This is a genomic window from Streptomyces sp. NPDC055400, assembly GCF_053644375.1.
This window is the reverse complement of record NZ_JBSHLM010000008.1, coordinates 90,967-115,514: the sequence shown is the minus strand read 5'-3', so window position 1 is coordinate 115,514 and position 24,548 is coordinate 90,967. Positions and strand designations below refer to the sequence as shown.

Below are 24,548 nucleotides of genomic sequence, written 5' to 3'. Positions count from 1 at the left end.
GGGCCGGTCAGTGCGTACTCGCAGCCGTGAGAGCTGAAGAGCGACTCTCAGGAGTCGATCAGCTGCTGCCGTGGTCCGGTGTCCGGCGGGGTCCCGCCCGTCCGGCGACGACGCGGCAACCTGTCGGCCAGCGGCCGCAGCACCAGAGCCAGCGCGGCACCCGCCGCCAGCCCCGGTATCGCCCACCACCAGTCCGTCCCCTCGCCCGCCCGGGCTGCTGAGGCCCGCGCGCCTGCGGACTGCCCGGCATCGCGACTGCCGGCTGCCGGAGCTCCACCGAGCGCTTCCTTGGACCGGTCGGGTGATTGCCAGGGTGCCGGGAAGATCGGGCTCCCGCCCTTTCGGGACCGCTCGCCCATGACTCCGAGGTCCTTCAGCAGCGCGCGCAGCTCTGCCGGCTTCTGCGCCTTGTGCCAGTACCCGTTGTAGGAGTCCGGCACGTGCGTCGCTGTGTGTATCCAGACGTCCTTCGTGCCCGGCGAGTCCGGATAGACCTGGTCGACCCGCCACGGCAGCACGTCGTGCACCAGCCAGGTGACATTGAGCTGACGTCCCGCGCCTATGCCCAAGCCGGGCGGCTCCTCCCGTCGGCCCTGGTCCGGTTCGCCCAGGAGGCTTTCCAGCGGCCTGTACTTCTTGTCACTGAAGTAGAGCGACGCGCTCTGGCCGCTCTCGGGCGACACCACCAGAACGCTCGTCGGTCCGCCGGCCGACGCCCCTGACGCGCTCAGCAGCATCGCGGCGAGTACCGCCGTCAGCGCCACCGCCAGCGCCGCCGGCCTTCGTACTGTTCGCATCCGTTCCCCCCAGCTGGTCCCGGCACGGCCCGTCCGTGCCGATTCACTTCTGGTACACCGCTCGACCCGACCGGGTTCCCAACTTGGGCGCGTGAGTTCCCGGGTGTGCGGGAGCTCCGCCGGCTCAGCCCCCGGACATCAGGTGACGGCGTCCGGCTTCCGTACAGACCGTGCGATCTCCATCGCCCGCTGCTGGGACTCGATTCCCTCCAGGCGGAGTGTCACCTGCTGCCGACGGGTCCACAGGAGCGTCGGGCCCGCGGTGCGTTCCGAGCGGATCCACCGGTCGCCGTTGCCGTCGAGCATCCAGAAACTGAGCAGATGGGGCTGGGCGAACCACAGCCCCGTATCCGGGCCGAGGTCGACCCAGCGCGGCTGCGTACGCACCGATTTCGTGTACCCGATGTCGAGCTGGGCCGGGTACTCGTCGAGTCGGATCGTGTGCCCGTCCTCGCGCCAGCACAGCGTGATCAAGAAACGCGATTTCGGTTCCCGCGTCACCGTGATGGCGTCCGGTATCCCCAGCTCGTCCGGCACCAGGGGTTCGAATCCGGCTTCTCGTCGGGCCTCACCCAGCGAGAGCGACGTGCCGCACCCGGGGACGTGAGCACCGGACGACGGCAGGGCCGAGGGGTCGTACCGGACCTCCACCCCGCCGAAGCCGAACCAGTCGGCGACCGCGGCCCGCACCGGAGGCGTGAGCACGAGCACCGTCAGCACTCCGCACATTCCCGCAGTGAGCATCCGCCACCGCTTCCGTATCCAGCGGCGCGCCAGCCGCACCCGGGCAGGGGCCGCCCCCGGCTCGGCCACCGGCGCCGGAACCGACTCGGCGAGTATCTGCGCCAGTACCCGCTCGGCCATCGACTCGCCGCCGGGGCCCAGACCGTCCAGGGACCTGCCCAGCGCCCGCAGCTCATCCGGCAGCCCACGACCCGCGCGGGGCCCGTCCTTGCCGGGGCCGTGGCTTCCGTCGTCCTCGTGGCGCGGCTCACTCATGCTCATCACCTCCCTCCCGCGGGTCCAGCTCGGCCGGAAGAATCCGCTTCAGCTTCCGCAGCGCGCGATTGAGCCTCGACTTCACTGTGCCGCGCGGCCAGCCGAGCGCCTCGGCCGTCTCCGCCTCGTCCATCTCCAGCAGATACCGGTACGTGACGACCAGCCGATGCTCCTCGCTCAGCTCCTCGAGCGCGGCGAGCAATGCCGTCCGCCGCTCGTCGTGGACGGCCGCGACCGCCGGATCCGTGGTCTCGGGTATCCGCGGCTCGGCCTCTATCAACGTTGCTTCCCGCCCCACGACCGAACGCTGTCGCACCGCCGAGCGCACTGTGTTCCTCGTCTCATTGGCGACGATCGCGAGCAGCCACGGCTTGAACGACGAGTCGTCCCGAAACTGTCCCAGGGCGCAGTAGGCCTTGAAAAAGGCCTGCTGCACCACGTCCTCCGCATCCGCGCCCGCCCCGAGGGCCCGGGCCGCCCGCAGCGCCAGCCCGGTGAAGGCGCGCACCAACACCGCGTACGCCTCCACATCTCCGGCACGCACGCGAGCGATCACCGCACGCTCGTCGTCGACGGCGCGGCCCCCCTCCAGGACCTCCCCCTGTGTCCTCACATCGTTGATACACCGCACCCCGCGCATCGGTTCCCACCCGTCGCACAGGTTTTTCCGAACTCGCTCCGCAGGCAGGTCGGAAGGGAGATCTCGGGGCCAGATCCCGGCGACACGCCGGGCGGGGTGGGCGATGGCTCTCCGTACACGGTTTCGGCACTTGTCGTGCACCCGTCGCCCACCTGTCTCCAACCAATGAGAGACACCTGAGACAATGAGGAGCATGGCCTCTGATCGTCCCCGCGTGCTCTCCGGAATCCAGCCCACCGCAGGCTCGTTCCACCTCGGCAACTACCTCGGCGCGGTCCGCCAGTGGGTGGCGCTGCAGGAGTCTCACGACGCGTTCTACATGGTTGTGGACCTGCACGCGATCACCGTGCCGCAGGACCCGAAGGAGCTCCGGGCCAACACCCGGCTCGCCGCGGCGCAGCTCCTCGCCGCCGGCCTGGACCCGGACCGCTGCACGCTGTTCGTGCAGAGCCACGTCCCCGAGCACGCGCAGCTCGGCTGGGTCATGAACTGTCTGACGGGCTTCGGCGAGGCCTCCCGCATGACGCAGTTCAAGGACAAGTCCGCCAGGCAGGGCGCCGACCGCGCGACCGTCGGCCTCTTCACGTACCCGATCCTCCAGGTCGCGGACATCCTGCTCTACCAGGCCGACCAGGTGCCCGTAGGCGAGGACCAGCGTCAGCACATCGAGCTGACGCGCGACCTCGCCGAGCGCTTCAACGGCCGCTTCGGCGAGACCTTCACGGTCCCGGCGCCGTACATCCTCAAGGAGACGGCGAAGATCTACGACCTCCAGGACCCGTCGATCAAGATGAGCAAGTCGGCGTCGACGCCGAAGGGGCTCGTCAACCTTCTCGACGAGCCGAAGATCACCGCCAAGAAGGTCAAGAGCGCGGTCACCGACACCGACACCGTGATCCGGTTCGACCCGGAGAGCAAGCCGGGCGTCAGCAACCTCCTCGCCATCTACTCCACCCTCACCGGCACAGGTATCCCGGAACTGGAGCAGAATTACGAGGGCAAGATGTACGGTGCGCTCAAGACGGACCTGGCAGAGGTCATGGTGGACTTCGTGACACCGTTCCGGACCCGTACCCAGGAGTACCTGGACGACCCGGAGACGCTCGACTCGATCCTGGCCAAGGGCGCGGAGAAGGCGCGCGCTGTCGCCGCCGAAACCCTCGCCCAGGCATACGACAAGGTCGGGCTGCTGCCCGCGAAGCACTGAGCCCCAGCCCCGCCTGAACGGCCTGACCGCCACCCGCCCACCACACGACGACAGGAGTACGACGTGGGGACCGTAACGATCGGCGTTTCGATCGCGGTCCCGGAGCCACACGGCAGCCAGCTCCAGGAGCGGCGCACGGGCTTCGGTGACCCCGCGGCGCACGGCATCCCCACGCACGTCACTCTGCTCCCGCCGACCGAGGTGGAGGACGGGTCGCTGCCTTCGATCGAGACCCATCTCGAGGAGGTCGCCGCCGCGGGGCGGAACTTCGCGATGCGGCTCGCGGGGACGGGAACCTTCCGTCCGCTGTCTCCCGTTGTGTTCGTACAGGTCGCGGAGGGCGCCGAGGCCTGCGCATGGCTGCAGAAGCAGGTGCGTGACGCGTCGGGTCCGGTCGCGCGCGAGCTGCAGTTTCCGTATCACCCGCACGTCACGGTGGCGCACGGCATCGCGGAGGAAGCGATGGACCGGGCATACGAGGACCTCGCCGGATATGAGGCGGCCTGGCAGTGCACCGGATTCGCGCTGTACGAGCAGGGCGCCGACGGTATCTGGCGCAAGCTGCGAGAGTTCCCCTTCGGCGGCCCGGCCGTGCCCGCACAGGGTCCCGACCGTTCGAAGCGGGGCCGACAGCCGGCTCGCTGACGCGAAGCAAGTCGGCCGGCCGCTGTCCGACGCGGCTCACATCGGCAGGCGCCGGAACACCGGACGCGGGGCATGCCTGAGCGCCGACATCACCATGCGCAGTGCCCCCGGCACCCACACGGTCTCCGACCGGCGCCTGAGCCCCGTCTCGATCGCCTGCGCCACCGCTTCCGGCGTGGTGGCCATCGGCGCTTCCGCCATACCCGCCGTCATCTTTGACCGCACGAAGCCTGGGCGCACGACCATCACATGCACGCCGGTGCCGTGGAGCGCGTCGCCGAGGCCCTGCGCGAAGGCGTCCAGACCGGCCTTGCTCGACCCGTAGATGAAGTTGGACCGCCGGGCCCTCTCTCCCGCCACGGACGAGAGCACCACCAGCGAGCCGTGGCCCTGGGACTGCAGGGCGCGGGCGCAGATGAGGCCCGCCGATACCGCCCCGGTGTAGTTGGTCTGCGCGACGCGCACCGCGGACAGCGGCTCGTCCTCGTCGCGGGCCTGGTCGCCGAGGATCCCGAACGCCAGCAGCACCATGTCGATGTCACCCTCGGCGAACACCTTGCCCAGCGTCACCTCGTGGGCCTCGGAGTCGAGCGCGTCGAAGGCGACGGTACGGGCGTCGGCGCCCATGTCGCGGAGTTCGGCGGCCGCACGGTCGAGGGCGGGGGACGGGCGGCCGGCGAGCCACACCGTTCGGGTCCGCCGCGCCACGAGGCGTCGCGCGGTGGCGAGGGCGATCTCGGAGGTGCCGCCGAGGACGAGCAGGGACTGGGGGGTGCCGAAGGCGTCCTTCATGAGAACCGAACTCCAAATAGGCGGGACCGAAATCGGTGGGGGCGGGATGGGAACCCGGACGGCCCGAGCGGTGTACCAAAGGTGAATCGGTGCGGAGGGGCCGTGCCGGGGGAGGGGAGTACGACGTGCGCGCGATGTGGGCGAGCGATTGCCGGGATGTGCGAGGGCCCTGGTCGTGGCACTCGTTCCCGATCCATTCAGAGTCCGAGGCGCCGGGACAGATCCGAGCGGAACACGCCTCGCGGGTCCAACTGGTCTCGCAGGGCGCGGAAGTCGTCGAGGCGGGGATACATCGTCGAGAGCAGTTCGGGCCGTAGCCGCGCGTCCTTGGCGAGGTAGACGCGTCCGTCCGCCGCGGCCACCTCCTCGTCCAGTTCGTCGAGGAACGTGCCGAGTCCCGGCAGGTTCGCGGGAATGTCGAGGGCCAGCGTCCAGCCGGGCATGGGAAAGGAAAGCCAGCCGGGATCTCCTTCGCCGAAGCGCTTGAGGACCGCCAGGAAGGAGGGGCACCGCCGCTCGGAGATGCGCTGCACGATGCGGCGAAGCGCTTCCTCCTGGCCGTATCCGACGACGAATTGGTACTGGACGAATCCACTGCGCCCATAGATGCGATTCCAGTGCGGTACGCCGTCGAGAGGGTGGAAGAACGAGGAGAGCTTCTGGATCTCGCCGACGCGTGACGTAGGGGCCTTGCGGTACCAGAGCTCGTTGAAGAGGCCGACGGTCCTCCGGCCCAGGAGCCCCTCGGGTACGAATCCGGGCGGTGCTGGGAGCTGTCCGGGGCGGAACGCCAGCGGCGCCCTGCGGGCCCGTGCGGGAACGGCGTCCAGCGGGGCGTGATCACCGCGTGTGAGGACCGAGCGGCCCATCGAGGCGCCGCGGGCCAGGAGGTCGATCCAGGCGACTGAGTAGCGGTAGAGGTGATCGGTCTCGGTGAGGCGGGCCATCAAGTCATCGAGGTCAACGACACGTTCGGTGTCGACCGACATGAACGAGGTTTCGACAGAGAGGAGTTGGAGGGTGACGGTGAGGATGATCCCGGTGAGTCCCATGCCGCCGGCCGTGGCGTCGAAGAGCTCGCTGCCGCGTTCGACGATCCGCACCTCACCGTCTGCCGTGAGCAGTTCCAGGGCGAGGACGTGGCGGGAGAACGAGCCCGAGACGTGGTGGTTCTTGCCGTGGATATCGGCGCCGATCGCGCCGCCGACCGTGACGTAGCGGGTTCCTGGGGTCACGGGGACGAACCAGCCCAGAGGGAGGAGCACTTCCATCAGGCGGTGCAGCGAGACGCCCGCGTCGCACAGCACCGTCCCGCCGGCCGCGTCGATCGCGTGAATGCGGTCCAGGCCGGTCATGTCCAGGACGCTGCCGCCGGCGTTCTGCGCCGCGTCTCCGTAGGCCCGGCCCAGGCCACGGGCGATGTTGCCCCGGTGGCCCGGCGTCCCGCACGCACGGACCACTGCTGCGGCTTCAGCGTAGGAGCGGGGGCGCACGATGCGGGCGGCGGTGGGGGCGGTACGGCCCCAGCCGGTCACCGGGACGGTGTCGAAGATGCCGCCGGAGGGACCGTCGTGGACGGCGTCGGGGGAAGGCGAAGCGGTGGGGGGAGCGCTGAGTGCTGGGACGGCCGGCGAGACGGGCGCAGGGGTGGGCGGCGTGGTCGGGGCGGCTGGGCCGGGGGGTGTGATGCCGGGGGCGACGGCGGGTGTGCGGGCAGTGGGGGGAACGGGATCGGCAGCCATGGATGCGACCGTATCGCCCATAGATAGGGCCTTCGCCCCAAACGAACCAAGCTCTCACCGAAATGGGTGATTGAGTGGATGTCACCCAAAATTGTCTGAGTTATGGGGGTTTTGACCCGCAGAGTGAGCCGCGTGGACGACATGGACCGCCGATTGCTGTCGGCATTGCGCGACTGCGGTACGGACCGGCGCGTGGCAGCGGCCGCGCGCGCACTGTCATGGAGCGGGGAGCACGGGGCGCTCTGGCTCGGCGCGGGGCTGCTGGGGGCAGCGGTCGACCGGGAGCGACGAGGAGCGTGGCTGCGCGGTACGGCGCTGACCGCCGCGGCGCACCTCGCCAGCATGGGTGTCAAGCGGGTCGTCCGGAGGCCACGGCCGGGTGCGGAGATGGGTGTGGAACCGCTTGTGCGGACGGCGGGGCGGCATTCCTTCCCCAGCTCGCACGCGGCTTCGGCCGCCGCTGCGGCCGTGGCGTACGGGGCGTTGAGGCCGGTGGGGGCGCGGCTCGTCCCGCCGTTGGCGGCGGCGATGTGCGTCTCGCGCATGGTCGTCGGGGTGCACTACCCGTCGGACGTGGCCGCGGGGGCTGCGCTCGGGGCAGCCGCCGCGCGGCTCGGGGCTCATTGGATGGCCGGGGGTATCCGGCCATGACGAAACGGACTGAGCGAAGGGAAGGTGTGGGGAACGCGATGGACGCGGGGGGAGCGGAAGACGGGACGTCGTCGGCGCATGCGTCCGAACAGGCGCGGCGCAGGGCGCCCACGGCGTTGTTGGACCGGCCGCGGGGGCAGTCGGTGCCGGGACCGCGTGCGGCGACGACGCTCGGCTTGCCGGCCGGCTTGTTGAAGACGGCGAGGCCGCGGCAATGGGTGAAGAACGTGCTCGTCGTGGCCGCGCCAGCGTCGGCCGGTGAACTGTTCTCGTGGCACGCGGCGGCACAACTGGTCATCGTCTTCCTGCTGTTCACGGCGGCGGCCTCCGCCGTGTACCTGATCAATGATGCGCGGGACGCCGAGGCGGACCGGGCGCACCCGGTCAAGCGGAACAGGCCCGTGGCCGCGGGGCACGTTCCGGTGGCGGTGGCCTATGTGGTCGGGGGCGGGCTCGCGGTTCTCGCGCCGCTGGTGGCCGCGGCCCTGTGCACTCCGATGACGGCGGTGCTGCTGACCGCCTACGTCGGGATGCAACTGGCGTACTGCATCAGTCTCAAGCACGTTCTCGTCGTCGATCTTGTCGTGGTGACCACCGGGTTTCTGATGCGGGCCATGATCGGCGGGCTCGCGCTGGGGATTCCCCTGTCGCGGTGGTTCCTGATCACGACGGGGTTCGGGGCGCTGTTCATGGTGTCGGCCAAGCGGTACTCCGAGGCCGTGCAGATGGCCGGGAAGGCGGGGGCGACACGGGCGTTGCTGTCGGAGTACACGACCGGCTATCTGCGGTTCGTCTGGCAGCTTGCCGCAGGGGTGGCCGTGCTCGCCTACTGCCTCTGGGCCATGGAGGAAGGCGGGGTGGCGAGAACAAGTCTGCTGCCGTGGAGACAGCTGTCGATGGTGGCCTTCATCCTCGCCGTCCTGCGCTACGCGGTCTTCGCCGACCGTGGCACGGCGGGTGAGCCGGAGGACGTCGTTCTGCGGGACAGAGCACTGGTCGTGATCGGCCTGGTGTGGCTGGCGATGTACGGGCTCGAGGTCGCGAACTGGTGAGTGTCGAGTGAGGGCGTGTCGGGGGAGGGCGTGCTGAGGGAAGGCCCGTCCCGGCGGGGCGCGGCACGTGGGGTGTGGGGGAGGCGCGGTCGTGGTGGGTTCGGGGATGGTGGTGGATGAAGAGTCTTGGGCGTGAGCTGGTGGGGTTCGCGGTTGTGGGGAGTTGCGCGTACGTCGCCGACCTGGGGATCTTCGTGTGGCTGAGAGGGCCGGTGGGGTGGGATCCGATCGCGGCCAAGTCGCTCTCGTTCCTTGCTGGTTGCACGGTCGCGTACGTGGGGAACGCGCTCGGCACCTATCGCCGGGCGGTGGTCGAGGTGTCGCGGGCGCGGCAGTACGGGGTGTTCTTCGCGGTCAACGTCGCGGGGGCGCTGGTGCAGCTGCTGTGTATCGCCGTGTCGCACTACGGGCTGGGGCTCACGTCGCGGCGCGCGGACATGGTGTCCGGGGCGGGGGTGGGCATGATGCTGGCCACGGCCTTGCGGTTCTGGGGTACTCGGACCCTTGTCTTCCGGGCGGCGATTCCGGCGAGACGTGCGAGAACGGTCAGGGAGGGCAGGCTCGGATCATGGACTGGCTGAAGAGACTCCCCGGCGTCGGGCCGATCGTCGTACGGCTCATGCGTACGCACGCGTGGTGCGCCTACGAGCGGCTCGACCAGGTGCACTGGACGCGGCTCGCGGCGGCGATGACGTTCATCAGCTTCCTGGCGCTGTTCCCGCTGCTGACCGTGGCCGCGGCGATTGCTGCCGGCACGCTCAGCGAGGAGCGGCAGAAGACGCTCCAGGACAAGATCGCGGAGCAGGTGCCCGGCATCTCCGACCAGTTGGACCTGGGGTCGCTCGTCGCGAACGCGGGCACGGTGGGTCTGGTGGCGGGGGCGTTGCTGCTCTTCACCGGCATCGGGTGGGTCGGTTCGATAAGAGAGTGCCTGCGCGCCGTCTGGGAGCTGGAGGAACCGGACGAGAACCCGGTCATGCGCAAGGTCACGGACGCCGGGGTTCTGGTGGGGCTGGGTGGGGCCGGGCTCGCCTCGCTGGCGGCGTCGATGCTCGCCTCGACCGCGGTGGGGTGGACGGCGGACCAGCTCGGCATCGCCCATGACGGATGGGGCGGCGCGCTGCTCAGGGCGGTGGCGTTCGCGATCGCTGTGCTCGCGGACTTCCTGCTGCTGCTCTATGTCCTGACGCTGCTGCCGGGTGTTCACCCGCATCGGCGGGAGCTGTTGACGGCGGCGCTGATCGGGGCGGCGGGGTTCGAGCTGCTGAAGCTGTCGCTCGGCAGCTATATGAAGGAGGTGGCGTCGAAGAGCATGTACGGGGCGTTCGGTACGCCGGTGGCCCTGATGCTGTGGATCAACTTCACGGCGAAGCTGCTGTTGTTCTGCGCGGCCTGGACGGCCACGCGGGGTCGGCCCGATGCGGAGGTGCTGGACGAGGCCGAGCCGGGGGCGGAACCGCCGGGGGTGGCGCGGGCCGGCGCCGCCTGAGACAGACGGCGCCGGTGCACTTGAGCCGGACAGAGGTGGCGCCCCGGGCGGGGCCCGTCAGCGTCGGGGGAGGCGGCGTACCAGCTCGGGCAGGGGCCAGCGGCGGTTGACGAGGAAGGCGCCCGCGGCCAGGAGGAGGAGGGCGCCGCCCGTGATGGCCAGGGCGGTACCGATGCCGCTGGAGCCGTTCTGGACGGAGGCGTGGGCGGTCGACGCCTTGCCGGGTGCCGCAGCTCCCTTGTCGCCCTTCGGGCTGGCGGAGGAGCCGCCGGTGTCGGCGCTCTTGGGCGCGACGAGCTGTCCGACCGGGGTGACCTTGCCGTCGGCCTTGAAACCCCAGTCGAGGAGACGGGCTGACTCCTGGTAGACGGCCTGGTTCTCGCCGGAGTCGGGGTTCATGACGGTGACGAGGAGGACCTTGCCGTTGCGTTCGGCGACTCCGGTGAAGGTGGCACCGGCGTTGGTGGTGTTGCCGTTCTTGACCCCGGCGATGCCCTTGTAGGGGTTGAGGCCCATGTCGCCGGTGATGAGCCGGTTGGTGTTCTGGATCTGGAAGGAGCTGGTGGTCTTGCCCTTCTTCTGTGACTCGGGGAACTTCGCGGTCGCCGTCGCGCAGTACTCCCGGAAGTCCTTCTTCTGCAGGCCCGAGCGGGCGAAGAGAGTGAGGTCGTAGGCGGAGGAGACCTGGCCGGGGGCGTCGTAGCCGTCGGGGCTGACCACGTGTGTGTCGAGGGCCTGGAGCTCGTCGGCGTGGGACTGCATGTCCTTGACGGTCTGCGGGACACCGCCGTTGAGGGCGGACAGGACGTGGACCGCGTCGTTGCCGGAGCGGAGGAACACGCCGAGCCACAGGTCGTGGACGGTGTAGGTGTAGTTCTCCTTGACGCCGACCATGCTGGAGCCCTCGCCGATGCCGGCCAGGTCGGAAGGGACGACCTTGTGCGTCTGCGTCTTGGGGAACTTGGGGAGGACCGTGTCGGCGAAGAGCATCTTGAGGGTGCTGGCGGGGGGCAGGCGCCAGTGCGCGTTGTGCGAGGCGAGTACCTGGCCCGACTCGGCGTCCGTGACGATCCAGGAGCGCGCGCTCAGATCCTTGGGCAGGACGGGGGCGCCGTTCGCCAGATTCACCTGTGTGCCCGGCTTGCCCAGCTGTGCGCCGCCCACCGTCGACATCGAGGCCGGCGGCTTCGCCTTGCCCTTGGAAGACCCCGGCTTGTCGTCGGCCAGTGCGGGTGATGCGCAGCAGACCGAGACGAGAGTGGCGGAGGCGGCGACCGTGGCGGCTACGGCGGACCAGCGCCCGGCACGCCGAGGGCCGGAACGCTTCAGACCGGAACGCTCGAAACGAGACTCGGTCTTGGCAGAGACGGTCGTGAAATACGACTCATTCGAGGCAGGCACGGTCGAGAACGTACATGGCCGGGGTGCGTAAGTCTTCGCCGAGGTGCCCTGTGTCTCCTGCTCCCCACCCCGGCGGCGGTGCGGACGGAGGACTGGCGATACTGAGGGTATGAAGCTCAGCCGCCCCGTCTCCTGGTTCCTGCTCGCCTTCGGCGTCTGGAGCTGGGTCATCTGGGTCACTTTCGTCAAGAACCTGTGGAAGGACGGGAGCGGGCTTGCCTTCGACGACGCCGGCGACCCGACCGCCTACTTCTGGGTGCATCTGACGCTCGCCGTTGTCTCCTTTGTCTTGGGGACGGTGGTGGGGGTCATCGGGTTCCGCGGGCTGCGTGCCCTGCGTCGGGCGTGATGTGAAGAACACCGCGACGGACACCGCGATGGACGCAACGGGGGGAGCGGCGTCGTGATCGCCGTAGTCGTGATCGCAGGGCTTGCGTCGCTCGCGGCGTTCGCCGGTCTGCACTGGTACGCGTGGCTCCGCCTGGTGCGCGACACCACGGCTCGGGCTGGTCTCGCGCGGCGAGCGGGCACGGTCGTGTTCGTGCTGGGGCCGCTGCTGATGTTCGCGGCGGTGGTGAGCGAGCGGGCCGGTGCGCCGTTCTGGTTGCAGCAGGTCCTGTCCTGGCCCGGGTTCCTGTGGATGGCCTTCTCCCTCTATCTGGTGCTCGCGGTCCTGGTGGGCGAGGTGGTGCGCCCTCTGCTGCGGCGCTTCCTCGATCGCAGGTCCGCGCCGGGCGGCGCGGAGGCGGGACCCTTGCCGGAGCCCGTACTGGTTCCGACGCGCGAGCCCGACGAGCCGTCCGCCGTGTCCTCCACCTCCACCCCCGCCTCCACCTCCACCAACGCCTCCACCAACGCCAGCGCCAGCGCCGACACCCCCAAGCCCGATACGTCCCCGGTCGCGTCCGAGCCCTCGCGTCGGCTCTTTGTCTCTCGCGTCGTCGGTGGTGCCGCCGCCGTCACGGCCACCGGGATCGTCGGGAACGGTGCGTACGGCGTGCTGCGCGGGCCCAAGGTGAAGCGGGTCACGGTTCCGCTGGCCCGGCTGCCGCGTTCGGCGCACGGGTTCAGGATCGCGGTCGTCAGCGACATCCATCTGGGACCGGTTCTGGGGCGGGGGTTCGCCCAGAAGGTGGTCGACACGATCAACTCCACGCAGCCCGACCTCATCGCGGTCGTCGGAGACCTGGTCGACGGCAGTGTCGAGGACCTGGCGCCGGCCGTCGCGCCGCTCGCGGGACTGCGGGCCCGCTACGGCACGTACTTCGTGACGGGCAACCACGAGTACTTCTCGGGCGCCGAGCCGTGGATCGAGCACGTCCGTGAGCTCGGACTGCGGCCTCTGGAGAATGCGCGTGTGGAGCTGGGCGCGTTCGACCTGGCCGGTGTGAACGACGTGACCGGCGAGAACTACGGCGACGGGCCCGACTACGACAAGGCGCTCGGCGACCGCGACCCCGGCCGCGCCGCCGTCCTCCTCGCCCACCAGCCTGTGATGATCCACGAGGCGGTGAAGCACGGCGTCGACCTCCAGTTGTCGGGTCACACCCACGGCGGCCAGCTCTGGCCGGGCAACTTCATCGCCGACGCGGCGAACCCGACGCTCGCGGGCCTGGAGCGGTACGGCGACACGCAGTTGTACGTGAGCCGGGGCGCGGGCGCGTGGGGCCCGCCCGTCCGGGTGGGCGCGCCCTCGGACATCACGGTCGTCGAGCTGGCGTCGAAGCAGGCCTGAGGCGGGGGCCGGGAAGATATCTCCCCGGCCCCCGAAAAAGGCCGCCGCCCCCGAAAAAGGCCGCCGCCCCCGAAAAAGGCCGCCGCCCCCAAAAAGCCGCCGCCCCAAAATCCTGCCGCCCCGAAAGCCCGTCGCCCCCAAATAGAAGTCCGCCGGCCGCTCTCCGTCCCACCAGAAGACCCCGCCCCGAAACAGGCTCGAAACCCCCTTGCCCACAGGTTGCTCACAGGGTTTCTCAAGGTCTTCAAAAGCTCACCACCTCCTCTTCCCACAGCTCAAACTCCTGTGATTCAGTGATCCACGTCACTGGGGAGGGGCGCGATGCGGTCGATTCGCATGCGGGTATTTGCCACGTTCATAGTGCTTGCCGCCGCCGGAGCCGGCGCCTGGCAGCTGCTTCCGGAACGGGACGAGCAGGGGAAGACGATCAGCGTCGGGACGACCGACGCCGTGACGTCGCTCGATCCGGCCGGTGCGTACGACGCCGGGTCATGGGCGCTGTACAGCAACGTGTTCCAGTCACTCCTCACGTTCGACGCGGGTGGCGCCGCGCCCGTGCCGGATGCCGCGAAGCACTGCGGGTTCGTCGGCCAGGGGCTGCTCACCTACCGTTGCGAGCTGCGTGACGGGCTGAAGTTCCCGAGTGGCCGCGCGGTCACGGCCAAGGACGTGAAGTTCTCCTTCGACCGGGTCAAGGCCATCAACTCGCCGGTCGGCCCCGCCACCCTGCTCGACACGCTCGGCAAGGTCGAGACGAGCGGGGCGCGGACGGTGACCTTCCAGCTGTCCTCGCCCGACGCGACGTTCCCGTTCAAGGTCGCCACGGGCGCCGGTTCCATCGTCGACAGCACCCAGTACCCGGCGCGCAGCCTGCGTACCCGTACCCGCGTCGACGGCACCGGTCCCTACAGCCTCAGCTCGTACACGCCCGGCAAGCAGGCGAAGCTCGTCCCCAACGCCCGCTACCAGGGCGCGGTCAAGAGCGTCGGGGAGCCCACCACCCTGCGCTACTTCAAGGACTCGGCCGCCCTCGAATCCGCCTGGAAGGCCCGTTCGGTCGACGTCGCCGCCCGGCAGCTGCCGCCCGCGCTGCTCGCCTCGTACGCGCCGAGCGACAAGGGGGAGCGGCTCACCGAGGTCGAGAGCGCGGAGACCCGGAATCTCGTCCTCAATGTGCGGACGGGCCGCCCGTTGCACGACCGCCGGGTGCGGCAGGCCCTCGCCACGCTCCTCGACCGGGACCGGCTGGTCGCCTCGACGTACCAAGGCACCGTCGACTCCCTCTACTCCCTGATCCCGCGCGGCATCACCGGGCACACGACCGCGTTCTTCGACGCGTATCCGAAGCCGGACACGGCCCGTGCGCGCACGCTGCTCCAGGAGGCCGGGGTGAGCACGCCGGTCCGCTTCGAGTTCGCGTACTCGCGCGGCGCCGCGTCCGCGTCCGAGGCGAAGGAGATCAAGCGGCAGGTGGAGGCGAGCGGGCTGTTCAAGGTGAGCCTGCGCTACTACGAGTGGACCGACTTCCAGACGCGGTACGCGAGCGGGAAGCTCGACGCGTACGCGGTCGGCTGGCTGCCGGACTTCCCCGATCCGGACACGTTCACCGCGCAGCTCGTGCGCACCGGGTCCGGCATGCACAACGGATACAGCAGCAAAGAGGTCGACGGCTTGATCCAGGCCAGTCAGCAGTACGAGGACCGCAGCCGCACCATGGGCGACTTCCGCAAGCTCCAGGAAGCCGTCGCGCGCGACGTCCCGATCATCCCCCTGTGGCAGCGCAAGGAGTACGTGCTCAGTACGGAGGACATCACCGGCGGGCAGTATCTGTCGGACGGGACCGGGGTGTTCCGGTTGTGGCAGCTCGGCTGGATCTGACCGGCCCCGACGAGACGCCACCCACAGGAACCCCCCTCAGCCGCAGCCTCCCCCACCCTCTCAGCCGCAGCCTCCCCCCACCCCCTCAGCCACATCAGCCACAGCCGTACCCGCCGCCTCGCCCACAGCGTCACCCACCGGCCCCCCGCCCCCCGGCAGCACCACCGTCACCCGCACTCCCGTCCCCGGAGCCGTCCGCACCGACACCTCGCCGCCGTGCGCCGACACCACCCCCTGCACGATCGCCAGGCCCAGACCGCTGCCGGCACCCCCGCCCGCACGGAAGAAGCGGTCGAAGATCCGTGCCGCGTCCTCCTCGGCGAGCCCGGGCCCCTCATCGGCCACGCTCAGCCGCACCATCCCGTCCGCGCGTTCGAGGCAGACGCTGACGGGGGCGTCCTCCGGCGTGTGGGTACGTACGTTGGCGAGGAGGTTCCCGAGGATCTGGCGCAGGCCCGACTCGTCGCCGCGGACGAGCAGCGCGCCGTCCGCGACTACGTGGACCGGGCGGTCAGGCTGCTGCACGCGCAGGTCGTCTGCCGCCTCGCGGACCAGCCGGCTCAGGTCGACGTTCCGCAGACGCAGTTCGGGTCCCTGGTCGAGGCGGGCCAGGGTGAGGAGTTCGTCGACGAGCCGGCCCATGCGGTCGGCTTCGGCATGGACGCGGCCCAGGGCGCGGGCGAGTTCGGCCGGGTCGCGGAGCATCCCCTTGTCGTAGAGCTGGAGGTAGCCGCGGATCGCCGCAAGGGGTGTGCGCAGTTCGTGGGAGGCGTCGGCGACGAACCGCCTGAGCTGGGCGGAGCTGCGCTCGCGGGTCTCGAAGGCCGTTTCGACCTGGTGGAGCATGGAGTTGAGGGCGAGCCGCAGCTGCTCCACCTCCAGAGCGGTGTCGTGGTGCGGCGGCACGCGCCGTGCGAGGTCGCCGTCGGCGATGGCCGACGCGGTCTCGACCATGTCTTCGAGGGGCCGCATCCGGTGGCTGACGCCGATCATCGTGAGGACGGCGAGCAGCGCGAGCAGGCCCGTGCCGAGGGCGATGTCGAGCCTGAGGGCCTTGTGGATGCCGGTCTGGACGTTGGCCGTCGAGGTGGCGAGCAGCACGGTCGTGCCGTCGGCGAGCCGGGCGCCCACCGCGCGGTACGGGTCGCCGTGCACGGTGACGTCGCGCGGCTCGTCGGCGGTGGCGAGCGCCTTCGGATCGTCGACCGCGGAGGCGAGGTCGCGCTGGCGGGCGGTGGGGCGCAGGGTGCCTACGGTGATGGGCTCGCCGGCCCGGTCGACGGCCACGAACACGGTTTCGTTGCGCGGCAGTGAACTCGCCCCGGAATCAGCTGAGTCGGGGCCGGGGGAGAGTTTGTCGAGGGCGATGCCCAGTTCGCTGAGTGACTCGATCTGCTTGAGGGTGAGGCCGGTGCGCTGGAGCGAGGTGCGGGACGACGTCAGCTCGGCGTCGACGTTCGCGAGGAGGTAGTGGCGCATGCCCATGAGGCTGACGGCGGTCGCGGCGACGATGCCGAGGGCGAGCAGCGCCACGTTGACGAGGGTGAGTTTGGCGCGCAGGGAGTGGAACCGCCGACTCCGGCCAGGCACGTGCCCCCGCCCCCGCTTCACGCCCCACCCGCAAGCCCGTACCCGACCCCCCGCCGCGTCGTGATCAACGGCGGCCCCAGCGCTTCGAGTTTGCGCCGCAGGTAGCTGATGTACGTCTCGACGACGGTCGTCTCCGCGGTGTGCTCGTACTGCCATACGTGACGCAGGAGTTGTTCCTTGGGCACGACGCGGCCGCCGTTGCGCACGAGGAAGCGCAGGAGCGCGTACTCGGTGGGCGTGAGCTGGACCGTGCGGCCCGAGCGGTGGACGGTGTAGGCCGTCTCGTCGAGTTCCAGGTCGCCGTAGCGCAGTGGCGGGCGTTCGGGCAGGACGTCGGCGGGCCGGGTGCGGCGCAGGACGGCACCCAGCCTGGCCACGACCTCGTCGATGTTGAACGGCTTGGTGATGTAGTCGTCGCCGAAGCCGAGCGCGCCCACGACCTCGGCGGGTGCGTCGCGCGCAGTCAGGAAGACGAGAGCCAGATCGGGCCTGCGGGCGCGCAGTTCGCGCCCGAGGGCCCGGCCGTCGCCGTCGGGGAGCATCACGTCGAGGAGCGCGGCGTCGGGCCGGGTGCGTGCGGCGAGGGCGAGTCCCTCGCGGACGGTGCCCGCGGTCATGACCTGGAAGCGGTGGTAGCGCAGGGCTATCGCGAGGACGTCGGCGATGCTCGGCTCGTCCTCGACGATGAGCACGGTGGCTCCCACGGGGTCCTCCGCGTTGTTCACGGGCCCAGTACTCACGGGCCCAGTACTCACGGAACCGGCCTCCGCGCGCCCCGAGTTCACATGCCCAGCACTCATACCCCCAGCGTTCATACGTCCAGTATCGGCGGGCCCGCCCCCGGTCGGCCCCGCTCGCCCCTTGGAGTTCCTTGAGAGTCATGGCCGCGTCGTCCCGCCGCGCGCCCGCGTCCGCGGATGCTGAGGCCGAGGAAGGCCCGGGGGAAGACCGAAGGAGTGGTAAACGTGACGGCATTGGCGCGGTGGTGCTACCGGCACCGCCTGGTGGTCCTGGTGCTGTGGGTGGGGGCGCTGTTCGGCCTGGGCGCCGCGGGCACCTCGGCGGGCACCGACTACTCGAATGTGTTCTCCCTCCCCGACACGGACTCCAAGCAGGCGTACGACCTGATGACGAAGGCGTTCCCGCAGAGCTCGGGCGACACGGACACCGTGGTGTGGCGGGCGTCCGGCGACGCGGGGCCGGTGACGGGCGCGGCCGTGCGGTCCCGGATCGAGCCCGCGCTGAAGGAGATCGCCGCGATGCGGGGCGTCGGCGAGGTCACCGGCCCCTACGAGAAGACCGGCACCGCGCAGATCAGCCGCGACGGCCGCACCGCCTACGCGCAGATCACCTTCACCGACCAGGCGAACGGGGTGCCCAAGGACCTCGTTCAGAAGGTCGTCGACACGGCTCAGGGCGCAGAACGCGACGGACTCCAGGTCGAGTTGGGCGGCCAGGCCATCACCCGTATCCAGGAGCCGCCCACCGGCGTCTCCGAGGTGGTCGGCATCGCGGCGGCGGCCGTCGTCCTCTTCCTGGCCTTCGGCTCGCTCTTCGCGATGCTGCTTCCCATCGTCGTGGCGATCATGGGCGTAGGCAGCGGAATGATGGCGACGATGCTGCTCAGTCACGTGACGAACGTGCCCGAAGTGGCTCCGCTGCTCGGCTCGTTGATCGGTCTCGGTGTCGGCATCGACTACGCGCTCTTCATCGTCACCCGGCACCGGCGCGGCATCCAGCGAGGGCTCGAACCGGAGGAGTCGGCGGTGCGCGCCCTCAACACGTCAGGGCGCGCGGTCCTGTTCGCGGGCGCCACCGTGTGCATCGCGCTCGCCGGAATGCTGGTGATGAACCTGCGCTTCCTGGACGGTGTCGTCATCGCCACGTCCCTCACGGTCGTGCTCAGCGTCCTGGCGGCGGTCACCCTCCTGCCCGCGCTCCTCGGCCTGCTCGGCCCGCGCGTCCTCAGCCGCAAGCAGCGGCGCAAGCTCGCGGCGGCGGGGCCCGATCCCGCCGAGGCGAGCGGTCCCGCGGCGCGCTGGTCGGCGTATGTGCAAAAGCGCCCCCGCTCGATCGCGGCGATGGCGCTGGTGGTCATGGCGGTCCTCGCGCTGCCCGTGCTGTCGCTGCGGCTCGGCGCCACCGACCAGGGCAACAACCAGGAGTCGACGACGACCCGGCAGGCGTACGACCTGCTCGCGGAGGGCTTCGGGCCCGGCTTCAACGGGCCGCTTCAGGTCGTGGTGCCGGGCGGCGCCGACACCACGGAGCTGGTCAGGACGATCCGTGCGACGGACGGCGTCGCGCGGGCCGCCGCGGCCCCGCCCGCCGGGGGCATCACGGTCGTCCAGGTCGTGCCGACGACGTCACCGCAGTCCGTCGGGACGGACCGGCTCATCGACCGGCTGCGGGACGATGTCATCCCGGATGCCGGTGTCGAGGCGCATGTCGGCGGGGTGACGGCCGTCTTCAAGGACTTCGCGTCGGTGACCGGCGACCGGCTGCCCTACTTCGTGGGCGCCATCATCGGGCTCGGCTTCCTGCTGCTCCTGATCGCGTTCCGCTCGTTCGTCGTGCCGCTCACGGCCGCGCTGATGAACCTGATCGCGGCGGCCGCGTCGTTCGGCGTCCTGGTGGCGGTCTTCCAGTGGGGCTGGGGGACGGAGTTCCTCGGCATCGGGAAGGAGGGGCCGATCACCGCGTTCCTGCCGGTGATCATGCTGTCGCTGCTGTTCGGCCTCTCGATGGACTACCAGGTGTTCCTGGTGAGCCGGATGCACGAGGAGTGGGTGCACGCCGGGGACAACGCGCGGGCCGTGCGCGTCGGCCTCGCCGAGACGAGCCGGGTCATCAACTGCGCGGCCCTCATCATGATCTGCGTGTTCTCCGCGTTCGTCCTGAGCGGCGACATGGAGGGCGCGATGGCGGGCATCGGGCTGGCCGCCGCGGTCGCGCTCGACGCGTTCATCCTGCGCACGGCGCTGGTCCCGGCGGCGATGCATCTCCTCGGCCGCTCCAACTGGTGGCTGCCGGACTGGCTGGACCGCCGGCTCCCGCACCTGGCCGTGGAGGCGGCCGAACCGCCCGCCGCACCGACGGCCGAGCCCGTCGACAGCGCCGGCCTCGTCAGGGCCGCGGAGTCCATGGAGAGCAGCGGCACCGGCGGAGCCACGGTCGTCCACGGATTCCTGCGCACCCCCGACGGCGACCCCTTGGCCGGCGCCTCCGTGACCCTCGTCTCCAGGGGCGGCCGCCAGCTCGACCGCGTCACGTCCCTCGCCGACGGCTCGTACATCGTGTCGGTGCCCGCGCCGGGGGCGTACGTCCTGGCGGTGACGGCGCACCGAGTGGCGCCGCGCGCCCGCCACATCACCGTCGGGGGCGGTCCGCTGGTGTACGACGTGGAGCTGACGGACGACGGTGCGGATCTGGTGAACTGACGGCCGCGACAGGGGTGTTGGCGGGGGTGTCCAGCGTGAATCGCCGTACGCCGGGCACTCCCGCCGTGGCCACGCAGGCCAGGCCCACGGCCGCCGCCGCGATCCACAGAGGGGTCGCCTCGCCCCAGGCGTCGGCGGCGAGCGGGGCGAGGACGTAGCCGAGGGGCATCGCGGCCAGTGAGAGCAGCCAGTCGTACGAGGTGACGCGGGCGAGGACCGCCTCGGGAACGGCCGTCTGGACCACCGTCTCCCAGAGGGGGTTGAAGAAGCCGAGGGCGACGAGGGCGACGCCGAGCGCGGCGGCGACCGCCGGTGCCGGGGCGTGCAGGGCGAGCAGGGCCAGCGGCAGGACGTACGTGGTCAGGGCCAGGTTGCCCGTGAGGACCGGGCGGCGGGGGCGGGCCCGCCCGGACAGGAGCGAGCCGAGGAGGAGGCCGACGGCGCCGGCCTGGGCGATCACGATCCAGGCGCCGTCGCCGCCCAGTTCCCTGACGGCGATGACCGGTCCGAGGGTGGCGAACACGGCTGCCCCGCCGTTCCAGGTGGCGTGGGCGACGAGGCTCGTCCAGTACCAGCCGCGCGAGCGCACCTCGTGCCAGCCCTCGACGAGGTCGGAGCGAAGGGAGTGGCGTTCTTCGGCGGGTGCCGTGGTGCGGCTGAGCCGCAGCGTGGCGAGCAGGGCGGCGCTGACGGCGAACGAGGCGGCGTCGAGGATGAACGCCCACCCGGGGCCGGCGGTCAGGACGAGCAGCCCGGCGAGCGCCGGGCCGCCCGCGAGCGTGCCGCTGCGCACCACGCCGAGCGCGGAGTTGGCCGCCTTCCGGTCCTTCTCGCCGACGATGCCGACGATCAGTGAGGCGAGCGTCGGCATGGCGAAGGCGGAGGCGGCCCCGCCGATCGCCTCGGCGACCGCGATCTGCCACAACTCCGGCTTTCCGGAGAGGAGTTGGACGCCGACGAAGAGTTGCCCGGCACAGCGGATGAGGTCGGTGGTCAGGGCGACGGTGCGCGGGTTGAAGCGGTCGGCGATCACGCCGCCCAGGGGGAGGAGCAGGAGTCGCGGGACCATCGCGCAGCCCAGGACCAGCGCGAGCGCCGAGGCGGAGCCGGTGGCGCGCAGCACGGCGAGGGCGAGGGCGGAGGGGATGACGGCGTCGCCGACCAGGGAGAGGACGCGGCCGAGGAAGAAGCGGCGGAAGCGGGCGTTGCGTAACAGCGGGTGGCGGAGGCTTGGTCGTCGCGGCATGGCGGCGAATCTATTTCGTTGCCGAACTATTCGTCAACGAAGTATCGGGGATCGAAATATCTGGCGCCGAAATATCCGACGCCGAAGGGTCGGCCGTAAACTGCCCTCATGGAACGCGACTCGACCGATGGGCATCTGGCGCGCTGGCTGCCGCTCATGCCGGACCTCGACCCGGACATCGAGGGCGCGGTCACGCGCGCGGGCGCGCTCACCCGGCATCTGCGCAAGGTCCGTGAACAGGCCCTGGCGGACGTGGAGCTGGAGCGGTTCGAGTACGACACGCTGCACAAGCTCGCGGGGCGCGGCGGACGCGCGGTGCCCTCGGAACTCGCCTCGGACCTGGGCCTCGCCCCGGCCTCCGTCACGGGCCGCCTCGACGCCCTCGAACGCCGCGGCCTCGTCGTCCGTACGCCGTCCAGGGCCGACCGGCGCCGGGTCGACGTCGAGCTGACCGAAGCGGGTCACGCGATCTGGCGCAAGGCGATGGACCGGCTCGGGGGCGAGGAGCACCGGGTGCTCGGCGCGCTCGACGCGAAGGAGCGCAGGCTGCTCTCGGACCTGCTGCGGCGGGTGATGGTGGCCGCCGAATCGGGCCCGGGCGGCCGCCGGTCCTGACCGGACCCACCCGGCGGCGTCAGTCCCGGCGCCGCCTGCGCCCGCCCGGCCGCTCCCGCTCCCGCCGCCGCAGCGCCAGCAGCCCGCCACCCGCGAGCATCGCGACCGCCGCCGAGCCGCCGAACGCCCAGTCGTCCGTGTGGGACGTGGCCGACGCGGCGACGGGAGCGCCCGCCGCGCCCGCGGTCCCCGTACCCGGCCCAGCCGCCGCCCCCTTGGGCTGCTCGCTCAGCGGCGTGACCAGCGTGCCGACCGGATCCGCCTTGCCCACCGCCGTGAACCCCCAGTCGAGCAGCGCCGCCGTCTCCTCGTACACCGCCTCGTACCCCGACCTGGGGTGCATCACGGTGACGAGCAGGGTGCGCCCGCCGCGGGTCGCCGCGCCGGTGAAGGTGTTGCCGGCGTGCGAGGTGTAGCCGTTCTTGACGCCGATCAGCCCCTGGTACGCGGCCACGCCCTGCCCGGTGAGGAGGCGGTCCGTGTTCTGGATCTGGAACGTCTTCCTGCCCCCGGCCGGGAAGTCGGCCGTCTTCGTGGCGCAGTAGCCGCGGAAGTCCTCGTTCTTGAGCCCGGCGCGCGCGAACAGCGTCAGGTCGTACGCCGACGACACCTGCCCCTTGTGGTCGAAGCCGTCGGGGCTGACCACATGCGTGTCGTCCGCCTGGAGGTCCTTCGCGCGGGCCTGCATCTGGCGGACGGTCTCGCCCACCCCGCCGTTCATGCTGGCGAGCACGTGCACCGCGTCGTTCCCCGAGCGCAGGAAGACGCCCTGCCACAGCTGCTCGACGGTGTACGAGGTCCCGGCCTGGACGCCGACGAGACTGCTGCCGTACGGGATCCCGGCGAGATCGGCGGCGGTCACCTTGTGGACCGAGGCCCGCCCGAACTTCGGCAGGACCGTGTCCGCGAACAGCATCTTGAGCGTCGACGCCGGAGGCAGTGCGCGGTGCGCGTCGTACGAGGCGAGGACGTCGCCGCTGTCGTGGTCGGCGACGAGCCACGCCTGCGCGGCGAGCTTCGGCAGCCGGGGCGCGCCGGACGCCACCTGGACACCGGACCTGCCGAGCCGCTCCCCGCCGACGGCGGAGACCGCGGCCGCGGCGCGCGGGCCCGGCAGGGTGACGGAGGCCGCGGCGCCGAGACCGAGGGCGAGCGCGGCGCGACGGCTGACGTGGTGCGATGAAGAGGAGCCGGGCATCAGACGACCGTACAAGCCGCGCATGAACCAAAGGTAAGAGGCCCCCGCCGGCCGCGACACCCCTCCCGCAGCCCCGGCCCTCCCGCGACCTCAGCCTTCCCAAGACCCCGGCCCTCCCGCAGCCCAGGCCCGCCCCCGGCCCGCCCCCGCTCTCCGCCTCAGCCCGCGCCCTTCCCCGTCCCGTTCCCCTTCTCCCGCGCCGCCGTGGACGCCTCCGTCATCCCCGGCAGGAAGTCCGTGAACAGCTCGTGCACCTCGAGGACGAGCGGTCGCAGCACCCGGAACCGGGCGAGGGCGACCCCGCGCGTGGTCAGGCGTGCCCCCCGTTCGGCGAGGCGCCGGCTGCGCTCCCGGTCCTCGGAGCTGTCGAAGACCCAGTACAGGACGAGCCCCATCTGGGAGAGCCACATCAACTCCGGCAGGATCGCGGCGAGTTCGGCCGGGACCTTCGCCTTGGAACCGGCCAGCACCTCGCGGTGCACGTCGATCGCCGTCTCGCGGGCGTGCTCCGACTCGGGCGAGAAGGGGCTGAGCGGGCTGGTCGGGTCCGCGGCGGTCTTGAAGAACTGGGCCGCGAACTCGTGGTACGGCTCCGCAATCTCCAGCCAGGCCCGCAGCACCCCGGCGAGACGCTTCTCCAGGTCGGTCTCCCGGTCGAGCACGGGCCGTACGGCCGCCCGGTGCTCCGCGGAGATCTGGTCGTAGAACCCCTGGATGAGGTGTTCTTTGCCCGCGAAGTAGTAGTACGCGTTGCCGACGGAGACCCCCGCCTCCTTGGCGATGGCCCGCATCGTCGTCTTGTCGTAGCCCCGCTCCCGGAACATCCGCATCGCGGTCTCCAGGATCAGCGCCCGCGTCTGCTCACTCTTGGCGGGACTCTTGGCGGCGCTCTTCGCAGGGCTCTCGGGGGTCTCTTTCTCTGCTGGCACGCTCAGAGCCTAATCGGGCACGTGGCAGCCGCTGTCGCAGGCCGCTGCGCCGTAGTACGTCCAGCCGTCGACGCGGTCGTACACCCAGCCGTCCGCCCTGCGGAAGGAGCTGCCCCCGGCCTTCCTGACCTGCTGGTCCCGGTGCGCCTGGCGGTACTTGGCGGCCCCGAGGACCGCGGCGCGCGCGAGGCGGGCGCCCGCCGGGGTGCTGAATGTGTGGGACAGGGGCCGGTACTCGGACAGTGCCCACAGGGTGACGACCCAGGCGGCGGGCCCACGGTAGACCTGGCCGCTGTCGCCGACGAGCGTGATCTCCGAGAGCGTGGCGATGTGGTCGATCCCGGGGCAGCGGCGCCGGGCTTCTTCGGAACCGGCCGGCACCAGGTCGAGCGGGACGAGCTGCCGCTGCCGGGCGAGCCAGTTCCGCAGGAACGTGCAGAGCGGGCACTGGGCGTCGTAGAGGAGGACGAGCCGGCGGACCGGGGCCCCCGTGGTGCCCCGG

General features: G+C 71.1%; 23 protein-coding genes. 11 read left to right on the top strand and 12 right to left on the bottom strand.

The features are described 5' to 3' along the window. Window positions 1-47: 47 nt before the first annotated feature. The 3 genes from ACWIGU_RS21985 to ACWIGU_RS21975 all read right to left on the bottom strand — a co-directional run bounded on the left by ACWIGU_RS21985 (window position 48) and on the right by ACWIGU_RS21975 (window position 2,436). Window positions 48-797 (bottom strand): hypothetical protein, encoded by a 750-nt coding sequence (locus tag ACWIGU_RS21985; RefSeq protein WP_454403273.1) that lies wholly within the window; start codon window positions 795-797, stop codon window positions 48-50. A 138-nt stretch (window positions 798-935) separates the two neighbouring features. After that, window positions 936-1,796, bottom strand: a complete 861-nt coding sequence (locus ACWIGU_RS21980) for a hypothetical protein (RefSeq protein WP_454403271.1) — start codon at window positions 1,794-1,796, stop codon at window positions 936-938. Beyond that, a complete protein-coding gene (locus ACWIGU_RS21975) occupies window positions 1,789-2,436 on the bottom strand; it encodes an RNA polymerase sigma factor (protein ID WP_454403269.1) in 648 nt (215 codons plus the stop codon). The genes ACWIGU_RS21980 and ACWIGU_RS21975 overlap by 8 nt, the downstream gene beginning before the upstream one ends. Window positions 2,437-2,629: 193 nt before the next feature. On the opposite strand from ACWIGU_RS21975, the gene trpS reads away from it, so the two are divergent. Further along, window positions 2,630-3,643, top strand: a complete 1,014-nt coding sequence (gene trpS, locus ACWIGU_RS21970) for a tryptophan--tRNA ligase (RefSeq protein ID WP_454403267.1) — start codon at window positions 2,630-2,632, stop codon at window positions 3,641-3,643. A 63-nt stretch (window positions 3,644-3,706) separates the two neighbouring features. Further along, window positions 3,707-4,288, top strand: coding sequence for a 2'-5' RNA ligase family protein (locus ACWIGU_RS21965; RefSeq protein WP_454403265.1), 582 nt, complete (start codon window positions 3,707-3,709; stop codon window positions 4,286-4,288). Between the two features lie 36 nt (window positions 4,289-4,324). On the opposite strand, the gene ACWIGU_RS21960 is transcribed toward ACWIGU_RS21965, so the two are convergent. Both ACWIGU_RS21960 and ACWIGU_RS21955 read right to left on the bottom strand, forming a co-directional pair. Next, window positions 4,325-5,080 (bottom strand): decaprenylphospho-beta-D-erythro-pentofuranosid-2-ulose 2-reductase, encoded by a 756-nt coding sequence (locus ACWIGU_RS21960; protein ID WP_454403263.1) that lies wholly within the window; start codon window positions 5,078-5,080, stop codon window positions 4,325-4,327. Between the two features lie 197 nt (window positions 5,081-5,277). Then, window positions 5,278-6,822 carry an FAD-binding protein gene (locus ACWIGU_RS21955; protein ID WP_454403261.1) on the bottom strand — a complete coding sequence of 515 codons (1,545 nt, stop codon included), beginning with the start codon at window positions 6,820-6,822 and terminating at the stop codon, window positions 5,278-5,280. Between the two features lie 141 nt (window positions 6,823-6,963). Between ACWIGU_RS21955 and ACWIGU_RS21950 the strand changes: the two genes are divergently transcribed. From ACWIGU_RS21950 to ACWIGU_RS21935, 4 genes are all read left to right on the top strand, one after another. After that, window positions 6,964-7,473 (top strand): phosphatase PAP2 family protein, encoded by a 510-nt coding sequence (locus ACWIGU_RS21950; RefSeq protein ID WP_454403653.1) that lies wholly within the window; start codon window positions 6,964-6,966, stop codon window positions 7,471-7,473. 38 nt (window positions 7,474-7,511) lie between these two features. Beyond that, window positions 7,512-8,525, top strand: coding sequence for a decaprenyl-phosphate phosphoribosyltransferase (locus ACWIGU_RS21945; RefSeq protein WP_454403259.1), 1,014 nt, complete (start codon window positions 7,512-7,514; stop codon window positions 8,523-8,525). A 116-nt stretch (window positions 8,526-8,641) separates the two neighbouring features. Then, window positions 8,642-9,106 carry a GtrA family protein gene (locus ACWIGU_RS21940; RefSeq protein ID WP_454403257.1) on the top strand — a complete coding sequence of 155 codons (465 nt, stop codon included), beginning with the start codon at window positions 8,642-8,644 and terminating at the stop codon, window positions 9,104-9,106. Then, window positions 9,094-10,014: a YihY/virulence factor BrkB family protein gene (locus ACWIGU_RS21935; RefSeq protein WP_454403255.1), complete on the top strand. Its 921-nt coding sequence runs from the start codon at window positions 9,094-9,096 to the stop codon at window positions 10,012-10,014. Before ACWIGU_RS21940 ends, ACWIGU_RS21935 begins: the two co-directional genes overlap by 13 nt. 57 nt (window positions 10,015-10,071) lie before the next feature. Here ACWIGU_RS21935 and ACWIGU_RS21930 read toward each other — a convergent pair whose 3' ends face one another. Continuing rightward, window positions 10,072-11,586 (bottom strand): D-alanyl-D-alanine carboxypeptidase, encoded by a 1,515-nt coding sequence (locus ACWIGU_RS21930; protein WP_454403253.1) that lies wholly within the window; start codon window positions 11,584-11,586, stop codon window positions 10,072-10,074. On the opposite strand from ACWIGU_RS21930, the gene ACWIGU_RS21925 reads away from it, so the two are divergent. The 3 genes from ACWIGU_RS21925 to ACWIGU_RS21915 all read left to right on the top strand — a co-directional run bounded on the left by ACWIGU_RS21925 (window position 11,525) and on the right by ACWIGU_RS21915 (window position 15,028). Continuing rightward, entirely contained in the window at window positions 11,525-11,764 is a 240-nt protein-coding gene (locus ACWIGU_RS21925) for an SCO4848 family membrane protein (protein WP_234374403.1), read from the top strand. The genes ACWIGU_RS21930 and ACWIGU_RS21925 overlap by 62 nt on opposite strands. Window positions 11,765-11,818: 54 nt before the next feature. After that, complete coding sequence (locus ACWIGU_RS21920; protein ID WP_454403251.1) at window positions 11,819-13,150, top strand: metallophosphoesterase; 1,332 nt, start codon at window positions 11,819-11,821, stop codon at window positions 13,148-13,150. 336 nt (window positions 13,151-13,486) lie between these two features. Continuing rightward, window positions 13,487-15,028, top strand: coding sequence for an ABC transporter substrate-binding protein (locus tag ACWIGU_RS21915; RefSeq protein ID WP_454403249.1), 1,542 nt, complete (start codon window positions 13,487-13,489; stop codon window positions 15,026-15,028). 60 nt (window positions 15,029-15,088) lie between these two features. Here ACWIGU_RS21915 and ACWIGU_RS21910 read toward each other — a convergent pair whose 3' ends face one another. Together ACWIGU_RS21910 and ACWIGU_RS21905 are read right to left on the bottom strand one after the other, a co-directional pair. Further along, window positions 15,089-16,618 (bottom strand): ATP-binding protein, encoded by a 1,530-nt coding sequence (locus ACWIGU_RS21910; RefSeq protein ID WP_454403247.1) that lies wholly within the window; start codon window positions 16,616-16,618, stop codon window positions 15,089-15,091. A 17-nt stretch (window positions 16,619-16,635) separates the two neighbouring features. After that, complete coding sequence (locus tag ACWIGU_RS21905; RefSeq protein ID WP_454403652.1) at window positions 16,636-17,310, bottom strand: response regulator transcription factor; 675 nt, start codon at window positions 17,308-17,310, stop codon at window positions 16,636-16,638. A 282-nt stretch (window positions 17,311-17,592) separates the two neighbouring features. Here ACWIGU_RS21905 and ACWIGU_RS21900 point away from each other — a divergent pair, with 282 nt between their 5' ends. Continuing rightward, entirely contained in the window at window positions 17,593-20,058 is a 2,466-nt protein-coding gene (locus ACWIGU_RS21900) for an MMPL family transporter (protein ID WP_454403651.1), read from the top strand. Here ACWIGU_RS21900 and ACWIGU_RS21895 read toward each other — a convergent pair. Further along, entirely contained in the window at window positions 19,988-21,304 is a 1,317-nt protein-coding gene (locus tag ACWIGU_RS21895; RefSeq protein WP_454403245.1) for an MFS transporter, read from the bottom strand. The genes ACWIGU_RS21900 and ACWIGU_RS21895 overlap by 71 nt on opposite strands. A gap of 108 nt (window positions 21,305-21,412) precedes the next feature. Here ACWIGU_RS21895 and ACWIGU_RS21890 point away from each other — a divergent pair, with 108 nt between their 5' ends. Next, window positions 21,413-21,919, top strand: coding sequence for a MarR family winged helix-turn-helix transcriptional regulator (locus ACWIGU_RS21890; protein ID WP_454403243.1), 507 nt, complete (start codon window positions 21,413-21,415; stop codon window positions 21,917-21,919). A 19-nt stretch (window positions 21,920-21,938) separates the two neighbouring features. On the opposite strand, the gene ACWIGU_RS21885 is transcribed toward ACWIGU_RS21890, so the two are convergent. The 3 genes from ACWIGU_RS21885 to ACWIGU_RS21875 all read right to left on the bottom strand — a co-directional run. Next, the gene (locus tag ACWIGU_RS21885; protein ID WP_454403241.1) at window positions 21,939-23,117 is read right to left on the bottom strand and encodes a D-alanyl-D-alanine carboxypeptidase family protein; all 1,179 of its coding nucleotides are present in this window, start codon (window positions 23,115-23,117) and stop codon (window positions 21,939-21,941) included. Window positions 23,118-23,275: 158 nt separating this feature from the next. Next, complete coding sequence (locus tag ACWIGU_RS21880; RefSeq protein ID WP_454403650.1) at window positions 23,276-23,947, bottom strand: TetR family transcriptional regulator; 672 nt, start codon at window positions 23,945-23,947, stop codon at window positions 23,276-23,278. 108 nt (window positions 23,948-24,055) lie between these two features. Then, the coding region (locus ACWIGU_RS21875; protein ID WP_454403239.1) for a thiol-disulfide oxidoreductase DCC family protein at window positions 24,056-24,548 on the bottom strand (493 nt) is incomplete at its 5' end.